The sequence below is a fragment of the Weissella sp. ESL1177 genome (genome assembly GCF_058107185.1).
Genome location: NZ_CM176591.1, coordinates 96303 through 111462 on the forward strand (window position 1 = coordinate 96303; position 15160 = coordinate 111462).

General features: G+C 35.1%; 15 protein-coding genes. 11 read left to right on the forward strand and 4 right to left on the reverse strand.

What is annotated here, in order from left to right; genetic code table 11:
• Positions 1 to 278: 278 nt before the first annotated feature.
• The 9 genes from AC3B5D_RS00375 to AC3B5D_RS00415 all read left to right on the forward strand — a co-directional run bounded on the left by AC3B5D_RS00375 (position 279) and on the right by AC3B5D_RS00415 (position 10350).
• On the forward strand, positions 279 to 1322 hold the full coding sequence (locus AC3B5D_RS00375) for a PTS sugar transporter subunit IIC (RefSeq protein ID WP_489840056.1): 1044 nt from the start codon (positions 279 to 281) through the stop codon (positions 1320 to 1322).
• A gap of 302 nt (positions 1323 to 1624) precedes the next feature.
• Positions 1625 to 2377: an ABC transporter ATP-binding protein gene (locus tag AC3B5D_RS00380; protein WP_489840055.1), complete on the forward strand. Its 753-nt coding sequence runs from the start codon at positions 1625 to 1627 to the stop codon at positions 2375 to 2377.
• A gap of 15 nt (positions 2378 to 2392) precedes the next feature.
• Positions 2393 to 4183 carry an FtsX-like permease family protein gene (locus AC3B5D_RS00385; protein ID WP_489840054.1) on the forward strand — a complete coding sequence of 597 codons (1791 nt, stop codon included), beginning with the start codon at positions 2393 to 2395 and terminating at the stop codon, positions 4181 to 4183.
• 308 nt (positions 4184 to 4491) lie between these two features.
• Entirely contained in the window at positions 4492 to 5370 is an 879-nt protein-coding gene (locus tag AC3B5D_RS00390) for an ROK family protein (protein ID WP_489840053.1), read from the forward strand.
• An 85-nt stretch (positions 5371 to 5455) separates the two neighbouring features.
• Positions 5456 to 5731 carry a hypothetical protein gene (locus tag AC3B5D_RS00395; protein WP_489840052.1) on the forward strand — a complete coding sequence of 92 codons (276 nt, stop codon included), beginning with the start codon at positions 5456 to 5458 and terminating at the stop codon, positions 5729 to 5731.
• A 515-nt stretch (positions 5732 to 6246) separates the two neighbouring features.
• Positions 6247 to 7923, forward strand: coding sequence for an aryl-sulfate sulfotransferase (locus AC3B5D_RS00400; RefSeq protein WP_489840051.1), 1677 nt, complete (start codon positions 6247 to 6249; stop codon positions 7921 to 7923).
• Positions 7924 to 7998: 75 nt separating this feature from the next.
• The gene (locus AC3B5D_RS00405) at positions 7999 to 9333 is read left to right on the forward strand and encodes a C1 family peptidase (RefSeq protein ID WP_489840050.1); all 1335 of its coding nucleotides are present in this window, start codon (positions 7999 to 8001) and stop codon (positions 9331 to 9333) included.
• A 118-nt stretch (positions 9334 to 9451) separates the two neighbouring features.
• Entirely contained in the window at positions 9452 to 10027 is a 576-nt protein-coding gene (locus tag AC3B5D_RS00410; RefSeq protein WP_489840049.1) for a hypothetical protein, read from the forward strand.
• Positions 10028 to 10218: 191 nt separating this feature from the next.
• The gene (locus tag AC3B5D_RS00415) at positions 10219 to 10350 is read left to right on the forward strand and encodes a hypothetical protein (protein WP_489840048.1); all 132 of its coding nucleotides are present in this window, start codon (positions 10219 to 10221) and stop codon (positions 10348 to 10350) included.
• Between the two features lie 920 nt (positions 10351 to 11270).
• On the opposite strand, the gene AC3B5D_RS00420 is transcribed toward AC3B5D_RS00415, so the two are convergent.
• From AC3B5D_RS00420 to AC3B5D_RS00435, 4 genes are all read right to left on the reverse strand, one after another.
• Complete coding sequence (locus AC3B5D_RS00420; protein WP_150177422.1) at positions 11271 to 12356, reverse strand: site-specific integrase; 1086 nt, start codon at positions 12354 to 12356, stop codon at positions 11271 to 11273.
• A 167-nt stretch (positions 12357 to 12523) separates the two neighbouring features.
• Positions 12524 to 13129 carry a DUF5067 domain-containing protein gene (locus AC3B5D_RS00425; RefSeq protein WP_150177420.1) on the reverse strand — a complete coding sequence of 202 codons (606 nt, stop codon included), beginning with the start codon at positions 13127 to 13129 and terminating at the stop codon, positions 12524 to 12526.
• Positions 13130 to 13178: 49 nt separating this feature from the next.
• The gene (locus AC3B5D_RS00430) at positions 13179 to 13553 is read right to left on the reverse strand and encodes a hypothetical protein (protein ID WP_150177418.1); all 375 of its coding nucleotides are present in this window, start codon (positions 13551 to 13553) and stop codon (positions 13179 to 13181) included.
• Positions 13554 to 13913, reverse strand: coding sequence for an XRE family transcriptional regulator (locus AC3B5D_RS00435; protein ID WP_150177416.1), 360 nt, complete (start codon positions 13911 to 13913; stop codon positions 13554 to 13556).
• A gap of 261 nt (positions 13914 to 14174) precedes the next feature.
• Between AC3B5D_RS00435 and AC3B5D_RS00440 the strand changes: the two genes are divergently transcribed.
• Both AC3B5D_RS00440 and AC3B5D_RS00445 read left to right on the forward strand, forming a co-directional pair.
• Positions 14175 to 14372 carry a helix-turn-helix domain-containing protein gene (locus AC3B5D_RS00440; protein WP_150177414.1) on the forward strand — a complete coding sequence of 66 codons (198 nt, stop codon included), beginning with the start codon at positions 14175 to 14177 and terminating at the stop codon, positions 14370 to 14372.
• Between the two features lie 12 nt (positions 14373 to 14384).
• Complete coding sequence (locus AC3B5D_RS00445; protein ID WP_489840047.1) at positions 14385 to 15158, forward strand: phage antirepressor KilAC domain-containing protein; 774 nt, start codon at positions 14385 to 14387, stop codon at positions 15156 to 15158.
• Positions 15159 to 15160: the final 2 nt, after the last annotated feature.

Here is a 15160-nt window from a genome sequence, read left to right on the forward strand (position 1 = left end):
CGAATATAACGTTGACAACTGAAACGGTGTATTACTTTTGGTTTTTTAGGTGACTATCCGAAATGACCAAAAGCATTTTTGCTAGGTTTCGGATAAAAAAATATCCGGAACCAAAATAATACGGCTTAATGACCACCATAAGACGTATTAGGAACTGGGTATTTTTTATAAATACTCAGTTCTTTTTTTGTGGTGGTATGTATTAGGAGAATTAGGCGTTATCAAAAATAAAGTTGTGTTGCATGTATAACTATTAAAAATTTTAAGAGGTGGGAAGTATGGATGTTCATAAAATAAGTAAAAGAGAATTTGGTTTCGCGATCTTAAATGGTAATGCCAGTGGTATTATTGTTGCACTAATTCCAGCAGCAATTATTAGTCAACTATTAGCAGCAATGCCACAGGTTGAAATCGTTAAGACGTTAACAATGATGGTAACCTTAGCACAAAGTACTTTACCAATTATTGCAGCGTTTGCTGTAGGAGCATTACTAAAATTTGGCACAGTTGAAAGTGCGTCAATGGCGTTAGCAACTTTTATATCTTCAGGTGTTGTCACGATACATAATAGTCAATTTATCATAAGCGGATCGGGCGTTATTTTAAATATCATGTTAACTACATTCATGGCTAGTATTGTAACAATTATCTTTCATAAGTTATTAGGACAGTTGAGGGCGGTCTTTGAACCATTAGCTGTCTTAGTAGTTGGTGGTGGACTTGGTTTAATGACCCTACCAATGATGGTTGCTATTCAAAATACTATTGGTCAGGTGGTAGAAGCCGCCACACAAACGGCACCATTAGTCATGGGTATATTACTAGGTGTTATCTTTGCAGTTTTAATTGTTTCACCACTTTCTTCAGTAGGTATTGCAACTGCGATTGGTTTAGCTGGCGTTGGTTCTGGATCAGCGAATGCAGGAATCGTTACAGCTTCTTTGGTCTTAGCTATTATGGGCATGAAAGAGAATTCATGGGGACTATTTATTGCCCATTTCATGGGTTCTCCTAAGATTCAAATGGCAAATATGCTGTCAAAACCAAAATTATTTATTCCAGTTATTATTGCTTCAGCAATTACTGGTGGTATTTCAAGTTTGTTAAAGATGTCTGGCACCCCATTTTCTGCCGGCTTTGGTATGTCAGGTTTCATTGGACCAATTACAGCATTGAATGAATCAGCTGGTACTGGTATTGGCATACGAGTTATAATTGTATTCTTTGTTATACCAATTGCATTGGCATTTTTGATGAAGTACATTTTTATTGATAAATTACAACTCATTGAAGCAAAAGACTTAAAGTTACCAGAAGTATAACAACAACAAAAGCATAAAAAATGTTTTGAAGATAATTGTAACAATAATTAGAGGATTTGGGTTTGAAGCAAAAGCAGACTTATAATGACGTAATTATTGTGACAGTAAACCTTCAATCTGTGGTTAAAGGGCCGTGAATCAACCAGTTTAAAATGGTTAGATTCGCGGCCTTAATTGTCGGACAAAATTATGGTCCAACCATGTTTTTCTTTTTAAATTAAAAAAATGATTTGACAATCCAATATTAGATTGTGTATAGTATTGCTTGTAACACAAATGAAATAATGATTAGGAGAAGAAATATGACTGAATCAGTATTAGTTGCAAATCAGTTGAATAAGAGTTACTTAAGTGCGGCCGGTGTACAACAAGATGTGCTACACAATCTTTCATTATCAGTAAGTAAGGGTGAATTCGTTGCAATCATGGGACCTTCTGGCTCAGGGAAATCAACATTATTGAACATCGTATCGACATTGATGAAACCAACATCAGGTTCGGTCTCGATTAATGGTAAAGATATTTTAAATATGAATGATAACGCCATTTCAAAATTTCGTGGTCAAGATATGGGTTTTATTTTTCAGAATTATAATTTGATTGATAGTTTAACCGTTAGAGAAAACATTAGTTTACCGTTAACCTTACAAAAGGTAAATCATAAAACAATTAAAACATCTGTTCAAAAAGTTGCACAATTATTGCATATTGAAGATTATCTTGATAAATATCCAACAGAATTATCAGGTGGTCAGCAACAACGTGTTGGTGCAGCACGGGCACTTGTGCACAATCCGACACTAATTTTTGGGGACGAGCCAACGGGTGCTTTGGATTCAGAAAATGCCCGTGAAATGATGAATTACTTGACGAGCATTAATGAAGCAGAGGGTATTTCGATTGTTATGGTAACTCATGATGCATTTTCGGCCTCATTTGCTTCACGCATTTTATTTTTGACAGATGGACAAATAACCAAAACAATTACTCGTGATGGTGAATCGCGAGAAATATTCTATCAGCGTGTGTTGTCTGAATTAGGAAATTTTAATTAGGAGGCGCATAGTAGTATGTTTGGAATTGCTTTAAAATCGTTACGGTCTAAATGGCGAGATTATATTGTACTATTTGTTGGGTTAATTATATCGGCAGCAATCTTTTATATGTTTAGTGCAATGGCAACCAATAAGGCTTTTCTAGAAGCTAATTCGATGATTTCACAAATAACGGTTATCTTCATTATTGGTGAAATTTTATTAGGAATCATTACATTTGTGTATCTGAATTTTGCAAATGGCTTCCTATTACGATTGCGTCAATCAGAATATGGTTTGATGTCAATGTTGGGTGCTAATAAAAAACAAATTGGTTCGTTGTTGATGAGGGAGACACTAAGCATTGGTGTCATTGCAACAATCATTGGAATTGTTTTTGGGATTGGCTTAACGAGTGTTAGTAGTTACTATTTAATGAATTTATTAGGGGTACAGCTAGATCATTGGGCATCATTTTCAATGAAATCTGTGTTGACGACATTAATTTTTTTCGTTATTTTATTTACGCTTAATGGTTTATACAATCGACGTCGATTACGTAAGCAAGATACATTAACGTTACTATTGGCTAACAAACAAGTTAGTCATCCTAAGCCACATAAAGTATTGGATCCAGTGTTAGGATTTATTGGCTTAGGTCTATTGATTGCAAGTTATGTTCTGATGCCTGATATTGCTAAGGTTGGCTTAGCTGGCTTTATAGTTATTTTGGTATTAAATGTTTGGGGAACGTACTGGTTTATCAGTCGGACGCTGAAGATGGTGACAAATTGGATGCGTCACTCAAAGTATAGTATGCGTGGTTTACGTGCCTTTATTAATGGACAGTTAGCATTTCGGTTACCAGATTATCAACGTATTTTATCATCTATTGCGGTGATGTTTGCCTTGGCACTAGGTGCAATGTCTGTTGGACAAGGTTACTATCAGATGTTGCCACACCAAGCTGAAAAATCTTATCCTTTAACTGCAGCTTATGTGACAAAGCAGGTTAATACAGACAACCTAAAAGATGTTACTTGGCAACAAACTTATCATTACGTTGTTAAGGGACAAAATGTTTACTTTAATGGTGAAGAATTTAACACCCATAAGTTGCCAACCAAGGTTTATACATCAAACAGTTCAACCGGACAGACAAAATGGTTGACCGGTGATTATCTCCGGCAAACACCTGGCTCAGAATATACACTTGATGGTGTTGCCAATCAGATTTTGAATCAACGCTATGGTGCAAAAGTGATTATTACAAAAACATCAGCAGAGATGACAAAACAAGGAACTGTTAAGTCAGTTCAAATGTTTAAAGTAGCTGATATGATGGCAAACCAAAAAGCTTTATCGCACAATATGAAAATGCAAGCCAAGTTAGCGGATGTTAATCCTGAATTTGCTACGGGATCATTTGCAACTTATGGACAATTAAAAGGTGTTTTTGGTGGCATTGAATTTATGGGTATTTTCCTAGGAATAGGTTTCTTGGCAATGTTGGCAGCAACATTAATGTTTAAAACTTTGTCAGGTGTCGCAGATGATAAAAAACGCTATCGTGTGTTAACAATGATTGGAACCAGCAATAAGGTTGTGACAAAAACAGTCGCCAAAGATTTAGGAATTTTATTCTTTATTCCAATGTTAATCGGGACGGTAGATGTTATCTTTGGTCTACAAATGTTTGCACCATTAATGGGTGGACAAAAGAATGCTTATCTTGGCTTTTGGCCATCACTAATAATCATATTTATTCTCTACATAATGTATTATGTTTTAACGGTCTGGATGTATCGCCGACTAATTAAAAACTAATTCGCCATTTTTATGGATAATACGTTATAATAGGAGCATATTCAAAATGTTGTGGAGTAAATGACAAAAATTTGAGACATCGATGCCACAAACTAAAAAACGCCTATCTAAACGCGCAAGATAGGCGTTTTTTTAATAAGGAATAATGATGACAATGTTTTGTCCGAAATAAAGCATGATTTAAAATAATCTAACTACAAAAGCGTAAACGTTTGTAAGCCTTTAATAACAATGTTTGTAACCGTTTGCAATTAAATCGAATATCGCTTAAAATATTTGTATACTAATAATTTAGGAGGAATTGCCAAATGGCATTACTTGGTGCAATTGAAGCAGGTGGAACAAAGTTTGTGGTGGCGGTAGCACCCGTTGATGATCCAGAGGCTGTTGTGGCTCGTGAGAGTTTTCCAACAGAAGATGGTGCAACAACAGTTAAGAAAGTACAAGATTTCTTTGATCAATATGAGGATATTGCAGCGATTGGCATTGCTTCATTTGGACCAATAGATGTTAAGCCAGAAAGTGCAACATATGGTTATGTTTTGGACACACCTAAGCGTGGTTGGTCTGGGTATAACTTTTTAGGGGCAATGAAAGCTTGGCGCGACATTCCTTACTATTGGACGACAGATGTTAATGCTGCAGGTTGGGCAGAGTATATATCAGGTGCGGCATCGGATGTGGATAATATTGTCTACTTAACGGTTGGAACAGGTGTTGGTGCAGGTATCATCGCTAATGGTCAATTTGTTGGTGGCTACTCACATCCTGAAGCTGGACATATTATGATGGCTAAACATCCTGAAGATCATTATTCTGGTCACTGTCCATTTCATGAAGATCGTTGCTTAGAAGGATTAGCTGCTGGCCCAGCAATGGAAGAACGTTGGGGAATTTCTGCAAAAGATTTACCTGATGATCATTTGGCATGGCAAATTGAGGCCTTTTACCTTGCACAAGCTGCAGTAACTTATACAGCAACATTGAGGCCAGAACGCATTGTATTTGGTGGCGGTGTTCCTCATCGAGAGATTCTTTTACCAATGGTGCGTGAATCATTTGCTGAACAATTACATGACTATTTATCAGTTCCTGATTTGGATCATTACATTGTATCTGTTGGTAATGGTGATAACGCAGGTATCTATGGTTGTTTCTACTTGGCTAAAGAACTGCTTGCTGATTAAACGAACGATGACTTTTTGGTAATTTGTATAATCTGCGTTATAATTAGTGAGTTGAACAACAAGTGATAAAAAAGTGAGAAGTAATATGTTAACAGTTATTAAGCGGTATGAAGATAGAGATGTAATTGTTTACGATTATTACATGGAAGATCAACAAGATGTTTATGCTGCAACTGGACATATTACCTTTAAATCAATGGGTGGCTCAGCAACTTGGCGTGCAATTAATGATCACAATGAATTTTATTTGAAGCAAGCTTTGACAGCACTCGTCATGAAAAGAAATCAAAATGGCGGTGTTTATCCAGAAATGATTAGAGTGTTATTAGGAGAAAAAGCGTTAGATAGTGATGAAAAGTAATAATTGTTGTTAAATTAAATTTGGGTTAGAAAAATGATTGAGTTTGTCATTTATTATGATATACTTAGCGTAAGTCATCAACTTTATTCATATTTTCTACTCTTAAATAGATGATGAATTGTGATTTCATGTTACTTTGGTAGCATTGAAATCACTTTTTTTTGATTAATTTCGACATTAAAGGTTAGTTTTAGTCAGATTTATATTTTTTTTAAGTCGGTACCTTTACTATAAGTATTGTTGATAAGGAAAGCCCATTCCTATCAATAGCCCACACTCATAGAAATTTACCTATTCGTTTAAAGTACGCTACTTTAAACAACCTACTCCTTAATAGATCGTTGGTTATTTGATAGCCGACTTGATCCGAAACACCTATCAGGATAATCTTGATGGGTGTTTTGTTTTTTAAAAGTTATCATTTTTTTATCAATCAACTTGATTTCATGAGATAAAACCGCTATGTTAGAGATTAATTAGAAAAAGTAGGCACACATAAAAGGAGAGCACTAATAATGAAGCACGCAAGCAAATGGCAAACGCTCTTTAAATGGGGGGCCCTTTTAATCATTGTTTTGATTATCCTTATTGGTGGTCATCATGGTTATAAGATATACAGAGAAGCACATCCGAAATTATTAACTGACACCCAAATAAAAAATAACTTAGGGGTTCATCTCAGTAATCAATTAATTAACCAGCAAAAAGGATTAGATAAAACATATACAAACATCGCGACGAATAAGAAATATACAACTAATAATATGTATGTAAAGGTTAACCCATATCGTACGTCACCATTAACGGCATTAGTTATTTTTCATACAGACCGTGCTGCAAAAGTTAGTTATACGGTTGTTGGTAAAACGGCACAGACATCGATTACTAATTCAGTAAACAAGCAAACAAAAAATCATCGTCTTAATGTTGTGGGGCTGTATGCAAACTATGCAAATCAAGTTAAGCTGACTATTACTTATAAAGATGGCCAAACTGAAGAAAAAGTTATCTCAGTACAGACGTCACCATTACCTAAGGCATTAGCAAACGTTAAAATAGCTGTCAAAATGGCAAATAAAGAACAAATGGCCATTGGGAAAAATGGGTTAACTGTTTTTACGCGGACAACAAAGCAACCTTTTGCAATTGATGCCGATGGGGCCATTCGATGGTACGCGACTTACTATAATCAACATATTTTTAAAACGCTCAAAAATGGGCATTTATTGATTTTGCGGAAACAAAATAATACAAAATTAGTGTATAACGATTTAGTTGAAACAAATTACTTGGGAAAAATATATCGCAATTATCAATTTAGTAATAAAACGTCTTCAACTGAAAATATTAAATCAACAAGTAAATCTGATGGTGAAACAACGGCAATTCATCATGATGTGATTGAATTACCAAATGGGAATATCTTAGCAACTGTATCTGATGGATCAAAATTCACTGAGGATACGATGGTTGAAATTAACCGTAAAACAGGGAAAATTGTACGAGTCATTGATTTAAAACGTATTTTCCCAACAAAAACATATGCACAATATACAACAACAAAACGTTCTGACGGGAAAATTGACTGGTTGCATCAAAATGCAATTAATTATGATCAAAAAGATAATAGTATCATTATTTCATCACGTCATCAGGATCTTGTTATGAAATTAAATTATAAAACGCTAAAGCCTGTTTGGATTTTATCAGGTAAGCCTAAAAAAGAATGGCCCAAAAAATGGCAACAATATGTATTGAAATTTGCTAAGGGGACGACTATTAATGGTGGCCAACATGATGCACGAGTCATTCCAGGTTCACAAAAGAATGATCAGGAAACAATCTCTATTTACGATAATAATTATGCAGTAAGCTATGGTGATAAAAAGACAACGAAAAAGTATTCGGCTGGTCGTAAAATTAAAATTAATTTAAAGACCATGACAGCAAAGGAAGTGTGGTCATATGGACAGGCGTTAGGAGAAGCTAATTTTACAGATCGTATTGGTTCTAATAGATTATTACGTAATGGTAATTTCTTAATTGACTTTGGCTATCTCAATGCAAAGAAGGGGGATGCTTCAAATATTATTGAAGTGACACCTGAGGGCTATCAAGTCTTTAATGTCGAATTATCTAATCTGCAGTCGAAGGGTTACGTCTATCGAGCTTATCGGATTCACATTCATTAAGAATTGTTGGATATATTGCATATTAGTTATTAAAGCGCTAAACTTAAATGATTATGAGAAAAAGGTGGTTAAAAAATGAGTGAAATTACCCAAGAACAATTAACAACATTTAAAAAAGCTGTGAATGAAAGCCCTAAGGCGGCAGTTTTGCGTGGTGCTGTAACCACCAATGGTATTTTGAAATCGGCTCGTAATAATCAACGTGCTGGTGAATTAACACCAACGTTTAGTGTTGATTTGGAAAGTTCACCAGTGGCTAATCAATTGCAGTCAGGTCGTTGCTGGATGTTTGCAGCGTTAAATACAATGCGCCATGATATGAAGTCAACGCATGGATTACCTGGTGATTTTGAATTGTCACAAAGTTATACATTTTTCTGGGATAAACTAGAAAAAGCAAACTATTTCTACAATAACATTGTTGCCACTGCTGATCAGCCAACAACAAATCGTGAAGTTAGCTTTTTATTAGCAACACCACAACAGGATGGTGGTCAATGGGATATGATCGTTGCCATTATTGAGAAGTATGGTGTTGTACCACAATCAGCCTTCCCAGAATCACAGGCATCATCACATTCTGCTGAATTTAACCGTTTGTTTAATGGAAAATTACGCAAGGATGCTATTATATTGCGTCAATTAGTTGTTGATGGAGCAACAGATGAACAAGTGTCAGCAAAAATTGCGGCATTTAACAAAGAAAATTATCACATGTTATCATTAACATTTGGTGAGCCACCTGTATCATTTGATTTTTCATTCCGTGATACAAATAATGAATATCATCGTGAACAAGCAATTACACCACAAGACTTCTTTAAAAAGTATGTTGGTTGGGATTTAAGTGAGTATATTTCAATCATTAATGCACCAACGTCTGATAAGCCGTATAATCAAACTTATGGTGTTAAAATGTTAGGATCAGTAGTCGGTGGTCGTGAAGTTAAACACCTAAATTTGGACTTGAAGACATTTAAGGAATTGGCTATTAAACAATTGTCTGCAGGTGAAAATGTTTGGTTTGGTGTTGATATGGGACCAAAGTTGGATCGTGTTGCTGGTTTAATGGATACAGAATTGTATGATGAGGATAGCCTATTTGATATTGATTTTAGTATGACTAAAGCAGAACGTCTAGATTATGGTGATTCATTGATGACTCATGCTATGGTTTTGACAGGTGTTGATCTAGTAGACGGTCAACCAACAAAGTGGAAGGTTGAAAATTCTTGGGGCGATAAGAATGGTCACAAGGGTTACTTCACAATGTCTGATGAATGGTTTGATCAATTTACGTACCAAGTTGTTATTAAGAAGGAATTTTTGCCTGAAGAATTACGCAATGTGTACGAAAATAATACACCTAAAGAATTGGCTCCTTGGGATCCAATGGGTGCTTTAGCTTAAAATAGGGAAAAATAATACGAGTGTTTTAACTTGTTTGATAAAGGTCGAAGTTTTTCTAATACCTTATGGTAGGAGACTTCGACCTTTTGAATATCATTTATAAAAAGTAGGAAAAGATATGTTGAAAGAACAATTACAACAAATGATTAAGAAGTTAAATCAATCATTAGATGTGAAGTCATTAAATCAAATATTACGACCAATTTTAATGAAAGGTATGCGACAGGGATATCGGGCAGCCTATTTAGAAATTGTGAGTTTAACTGAAGAAGTACTCATTGAAAATCAATCAGCTGAATGGATTGATAGCATTGAACATTTGGCAGATCAAAAATTTGAAAAGTTAGTGATGCAATCGCCACATGTTCAGCAAATTAACGGTGACCTAGAAAAGCAAATTGCTAGTATGTTGTCAGAAGAATACCATGAGGTGACAGCCCACAATAATAATCAATTGGTCATGGAAAATGTGATTATGCCTTACTTTAATGGCTGGTTCTTGGGATATTATTATGGCATGCGACAATTAATTCAAGCAACAAACGCTGCACAGAAAAAAACAGAAACGACACTGGAACAAGAAATTACTGAACAAGCAACTCAAGCTGTTGAAATTGAAAGAGCAAAGTTTCAAAGACAACAGTTTTATCAACGCGGTGTGTTAGCAGACATTTTATCAGTTCTGAAAAAGTAGTGTCGTTGATACGTTTACTTTTTGGATATATCACTATGGGATGCATAGTGATAAAAGATAGATGAAAATTATTTATTGAAAATTGATTGATCGTTATAGTTGTTTCGAGCACAATCATTGTAAATATTTATCAAGATTGGTATTGTCTAAGTAGTTATTGATGATTTGTTGTGCAATTATAGGGGGATTCAATGAAAAAGGGAAAAACAAAAGCGAAAACAAGTTTATTAGAAAAAATCTCATTGATAGTCACTGTCGTTCAAATTCTTGCGAGTTTATATAGAACCTTGAGAAGCTATGCTCGTCGGAAACAAAACAGATAAATATTTTCAATAAAAAACGGTAAATTTTAGGAAATCAAATTGATTTATTAGATGGTTGACCAAGCTGGCCAATGAATTTGTTAACTTTATCAACCATTGCTTAAATGGCACCAATTAGTTCATTGAATAGTTTAAAACGGTTATAGTCTCTTAGAGATTGAATATTTTGGGGCGTGTTTATAAATACGCCCCATATTTATAACAAGTGTATTTACAAGTACATTTATTAAACTAGTTGAGAGAGTACGAACATACACCGTGGTGGTTCTTTGTAAGTGACCACCATTTTTACAAACTTTAGGTAAACCGATACTTGTAAGAAAAAAATTTTTGTACTTGAACAACTGTCATTTGAGGTACATTTTCATATAAAAATTCACAAAATATTAACTCATCTACTACATTGACAGTATATAAAAAGCTCGTAAGGTGTGCGAAAACATACAGGCGTCAAGTGTCCTAAGTTTAGAGTGTTAAGTGTCAGCGTTTAGAGCGTTGGCGCTTTTCTTTTGGATGTTGTTTTATAAATAAAGTCTCACTAAGTAAATATGTATGCTATTTTGGAGTTTTTTTAGACAAAATAGCAGATATTCAATCAATTTGTATTGATAAACAAAAAGCCTGTGGAACGACTAAATTAATAATCATTCAACAGACTGAAATTGCAAACAAACAAACTAAAAATGAATTCGGCACTAATTCGGCACTAACCTTAACTAAAATGCCTTTATATCAACGTTTGTAGCTGGTATTAAATGGAGCCGAGGAGCATTTGGATAGTTTATGATAAACACTGTTAACACGCTACAAACGCCTTTACATCAATCTTTATTGGTGATATAAAAATATACTAATTCTCACAATAGCTCATCATTTATCACTATTTATCAAAATATTTGCCACTAAATTTGCCACTAAAATTATAGTTGTGATAGCAGAGAAATAGACTTTTGTTCCTCATTAGTTCTAGTTTTTTGCAATAGATGAGTATATATATCTAATGTCATAGTAATTGAAGAGTGCCCTAGTCTTTCGGAAACATATTTAACATCAACACCATTTGATAACAACCAACTAGCGTGAGTGTGTCGTAGCCCATGAAACGTTATTCTTTTAGGTGACTTTATTTTGATTAAGACTTTTTGCAACTTTTTGTTAGCAGCATTGCTTGTTTGAGGTAGTCCCGTTTCATCATTACAAAATACGAAGTCATTATTAGCATGAATAGGAGACCATGCTTTTAAATCAATAATCAGATTGCTAGGAACACTTATTACACGATTAGATGATTTGTTCTTAGTTTCTTTAATCTTACGTGATACTTGATCCCACGCTTTATTGATTGAAATGGAACTGTTGATTAAATCGCCCCAAGTTAAGGCAGCTACTTCTTCGTACCTTGCACCAGTGTTCAGCGCCATTATAATCATCATGTCGCTAACGCTACGTTCAAATACAGGAATAGTGGTTAAATATTCTATCAAAGCTTTCATTTGTGGTTCTTCTAAGAATTTTAATTCTCTATTTTTGCCGTCTTTACCAGTATATGTTAAGCCAATTGTCGGGTCGGTTGATATTAAGTTGTCATAAAGTGCGCCTTTAATGGCTTGTACCATATATGTTTTAAGTTTTTTAACGGTACTGAAAGCATAGTCTTTGGCTAGACCATTAAGGAAACGTTGCAATATTGGACGAGTTAATTTAGCTAACGTAACATTGTTTAAACGCTCTGAATAAACATGATAGGCGAATTTATACCAACGTTGTTGAGCGTCACTGGCGTCCGTTTTATATAGTTCATACCATGATTTAAAATAATCAGGAAACAGTTGTTTGCTATCAACTGTGAATTTACTGGTGGTCTTATCAGCTTCTTGTTGTTTTATCCACGTTTTAGCGGCGCTTTTTGTTGTAAAACCGCCTTTGCTTTTTCTTTTGTATTTACCTTTTTCTTTATACGACACACGGGCTAAGTATTTAGAGCCACGTTTTTCAATATCAGCCATATTAGTTTAAACCTAACCTCTCTTGGAAAAATATAGATAGTTTAAAGACGTATCTAGGTCTGTTATAATAGATACGTTAAATAAAAGCGCAGGAAACTTCGCTTTGTTAATATGGGAATGCACGTACACACTTGTTTGGCGACGGGGGTGTGCGTGTTTTTTATTTGTTATTGAACACCATCATCAGATGATGTACTTTGTGTTGGTTGTGCTTTAGCATCTTTAATTGCTTGTTCAATAGCAATTTTTTGTTTAGCAATTAACTTACCACCATCACCTTTGTGAGCCTTCAAATTAACCTTTACAGTCTCACTATCAAGTTCATAGGCAATGGCATTTGGTGCCGTACCATTTTTCTTGATAGTTTCAGTTTGTGTATCTAAGAATTGTTCATCAGGTAAACTACCAACCTCAAGTTCATTTACTTGTGACTTACTAGTATCTTGATAAACACTGAACACGGCTAACCAAGCGCTAATTGGATCAATCTCTTTATTTGTTTTATTGGTGGTGTCATACCAGAAAGCAATTACTGGCTTTTTGCCATATTCATTACCTTTTTGCCCGACTGGAATAACTTTCCAACTAGTAATTTTAACGTCAATGTCGCGCAACTTAACGGTTCTACCATCAGTTAGTTTCTTAGCTTTTTTATGTTTTTTTGCTGCAGAAACAACATTATTGTTAGATACAGCAGCAATTGTTCCCAACGATCCGCTTCCCAAAGTAACTGCAACTAACGTTACTGCGCCCATTTTAAATAATTTGTTCATAACCTTAACCCCAAAAGCTTTTAACGTGGATCATTATTGCACGTATTGTTTAATTAGCTACTTTCAATAAACGTTCTATCAGATAGTCGGGCGTTCCGCTGACATCTATAAAATGCTGTACATATTCCGTTGTACCACCCATTTGTATGTATAGAGACCAAAGGTAAGCAGTAGCTGCCACATTGGCGTCATGCTCTTGCGCATTGCGAATATCATTATCGTACTTTCGCTTACCGTGGTTGTTCATTTTATGAAACATCTCGTGAGCAAGTATGAAAGGGGTAGCTCTATTCTTATCATACAAACCTCTATCTAATGATGTACTTATTACAGCAAGTGCATCTAATTCATCAACTGCCCGAAAATCTACTCCTAATCTTCTTATATCACTTATTATGATATCAATTATATCTTGTTGCCCCATTTAATCACCAAATATAGCCCGTAGTAATTTTTTATCGTGTTCAGTTAGCGGGCGACCGTCTGATGATAGGTAATCGTCCCAAGTGTCGTTTTCAGCAACTTTCTTTATATCTACCGGTTCACTATCAGCAGATTTATTACTTGCGTGAATGTCGTCAGTATTACCTAATAAGTAGTCAACAGAAACTCCGAAAAAGTTTGCTACTTGCTCGATCTTGGCTTGAGATGGACTGGACTTCTTCCAACTTGCAATAGTACCGTTGCTCAAACCGATATGTTCTTCTAAATTACGAACAGATTTTATATCTGGTCGTTTCTCTTTCCATACTGTCCGTACACGTTCATTGAATGTTATAGACATGCTAAACCACCTTTTGTAGAAAATATTGTACATAAAGTGTTGACAATGTAGAAAGTATCCTATAAACTAATAAATGTTGATAGGGGTTAGCTACTAATCAGCACTATTAAATAGCTTATAAAATCACGACACCGCTAAATGTTTGATTGATTTTACAAGTGATGTTCAAGGCATTTTTTGTATGCCTTTTATATTTACCATTAGTGTAGAATATTTTCTATTCGATGTCAACGGTATATCCTACAAAGGAGGTAAAAAAATATGGGACTGTATGAAGCTGTTTCAGCTTATGCAAAAGATATGAACTTATCTATTCGCAAAGTGGAGCAACAGGCGGGACTGGGAAATGGAACAATTCGTGGCTGGAATGAGTCTAGTCCAAGTGTTACCAATGTCGAAAAAGTTGCCAAAGTATTTGGCATTACATCATGGAAGTTGCTGAAAGATGCAGAAAAGTAAAGGAGATAAACAATGGCAAATGAAGTTCAAGTATTCAATTTTGAAAATTCAGAAATTCGCACAACGTTAATTGATGGTACACCATATTTTGTCGGTAAAGACGTTGCTAACATATTGGGTTATAAGCGTACCGCAGATGCAATTGCATCTCATGTTGATAGTGAAGATAAAGGGGTCGGTGAAATAGAGACCCCTGGTGGAGTTCAAAAATTAGTAGTTATCAATGAATCAGGTCTTTATTCGTTGGTGTTGAGCAGCAAATTACCATCAGCTAAAAAATTCAAGCGCTGGGTAACGACTGATGTCTTACCTGACATTCGTATGCATGGTGCTTATCTGTCTAATGAAAAGATTGAAGAAATTCTGATGGATCCTGAAACTATCATCTCACTAGCTAAACAAGTCAAAGATGAACGTGCTAAGAATGATTTGCTCACCCAACAAGTTGCAGAGTCACGACCAAAAGCTGACTACTATGACAAAATCATGCAATCTAAATCGTTGGTAACCATCACACAAATTGCTAAAGATTATGGCTGGTCTGCTAAGCAAATGAACGATAAGTTACATGAATTAGGTGTTCAGTACAAAATTGGTGGTCAATGGGTTTTGTATTCAAAGTATCAGGATAAAGGATATACGTTCAGTCATACTGTTGACATCACAAAGAAAGATGGCAGTACTGACGTAAAAATGAATACCAAGTGGACTCAAAAAGGTCGGTTGTTCATCTACAACTTACTAAAAGAGAATGACATTTTGCCAACAATTGAACGTGAGGACTAAAA

What these genes read in the sequence shown, in the direction of transcription:
- AC3B5D_RS00375 (WP_489840056.1), top strand. Translation starts at nt 279, where the DNA reads ATGGATGTTCATAAAATAAGTAAAAGAGAATTTGGTTTCGCGATCTTA.
- AC3B5D_RS00380 (WP_489840055.1), top strand. Translation starts at nt 1,625, where the DNA reads ATGACTGAATCAGTATTAGTTGCAAATCAGTTGAATAAGAGTTACTTA.
- AC3B5D_RS00385 (WP_489840054.1), top strand. Translation starts at nt 2,393, where the DNA reads ATGTTTGGAATTGCTTTAAAATCGTTACGGTCTAAATGGCGAGATTAT.
- AC3B5D_RS00390 (WP_489840053.1), top strand. Translation starts at nt 4,492, where the DNA reads ATGGCATTACTTGGTGCAATTGAAGCAGGTGGAACAAAGTTTGTGGTG.
- AC3B5D_RS00395 (WP_489840052.1), top strand. Translation starts at nt 5,456, where the DNA reads ATGTTAACAGTTATTAAGCGGTATGAAGATAGAGATGTAATTGTTTAC.
- AC3B5D_RS00400 (WP_489840051.1), top strand. Translation starts at nt 6,247, where the DNA reads ATGAAGCACGCAAGCAAATGGCAAACGCTCTTTAAATGGGGGGCCCTT.
- AC3B5D_RS00405 (WP_489840050.1), top strand. Translation starts at nt 7,999, where the DNA reads ATGAGTGAAATTACCCAAGAACAATTAACAACATTTAAAAAAGCTGTG.
- AC3B5D_RS00410 (WP_489840049.1), top strand. Translation starts at nt 9,452, where the DNA reads ATGTTGAAAGAACAATTACAACAAATGATTAAGAAGTTAAATCAATCA.
- AC3B5D_RS00415 (WP_489840048.1), top strand. Translation starts at nt 10,219, where the DNA reads ATGAAAAAGGGAAAAACAAAAGCGAAAACAAGTTTATTAGAAAAAATC.
- AC3B5D_RS00420 (WP_150177422.1), bottom strand. Translation starts at nt 12,356, where the DNA reads ATGGCTGATATTGAAAAACGTGGCTCTAAATACTTAGCCCGTGTGTCG.
- AC3B5D_RS00425 (WP_150177420.1), bottom strand. Translation starts at nt 13,129, where the DNA reads ATGAACAAATTATTTAAAATGGGCGCAGTAACGTTAGTTGCAGTTACT.
- AC3B5D_RS00430 (WP_150177418.1), bottom strand. Translation starts at nt 13,553, where the DNA reads ATGGGGCAACAAGATATAATTGATATCATAATAAGTGATATAAGAAGA.
- AC3B5D_RS00435 (WP_150177416.1), bottom strand. Translation starts at nt 13,913, where the DNA reads ATGTCTATAACATTCAATGAACGTGTACGGACAGTATGGAAAGAGAAA.
- AC3B5D_RS00440 (WP_150177414.1), top strand. Translation starts at nt 14,175, where the DNA reads ATGGGACTGTATGAAGCTGTTTCAGCTTATGCAAAAGATATGAACTTA.
- AC3B5D_RS00445 (WP_489840047.1), top strand. Translation starts at nt 14,385, where the DNA reads ATGGCAAATGAAGTTCAAGTATTCAATTTTGAAAATTCAGAAATTCGC.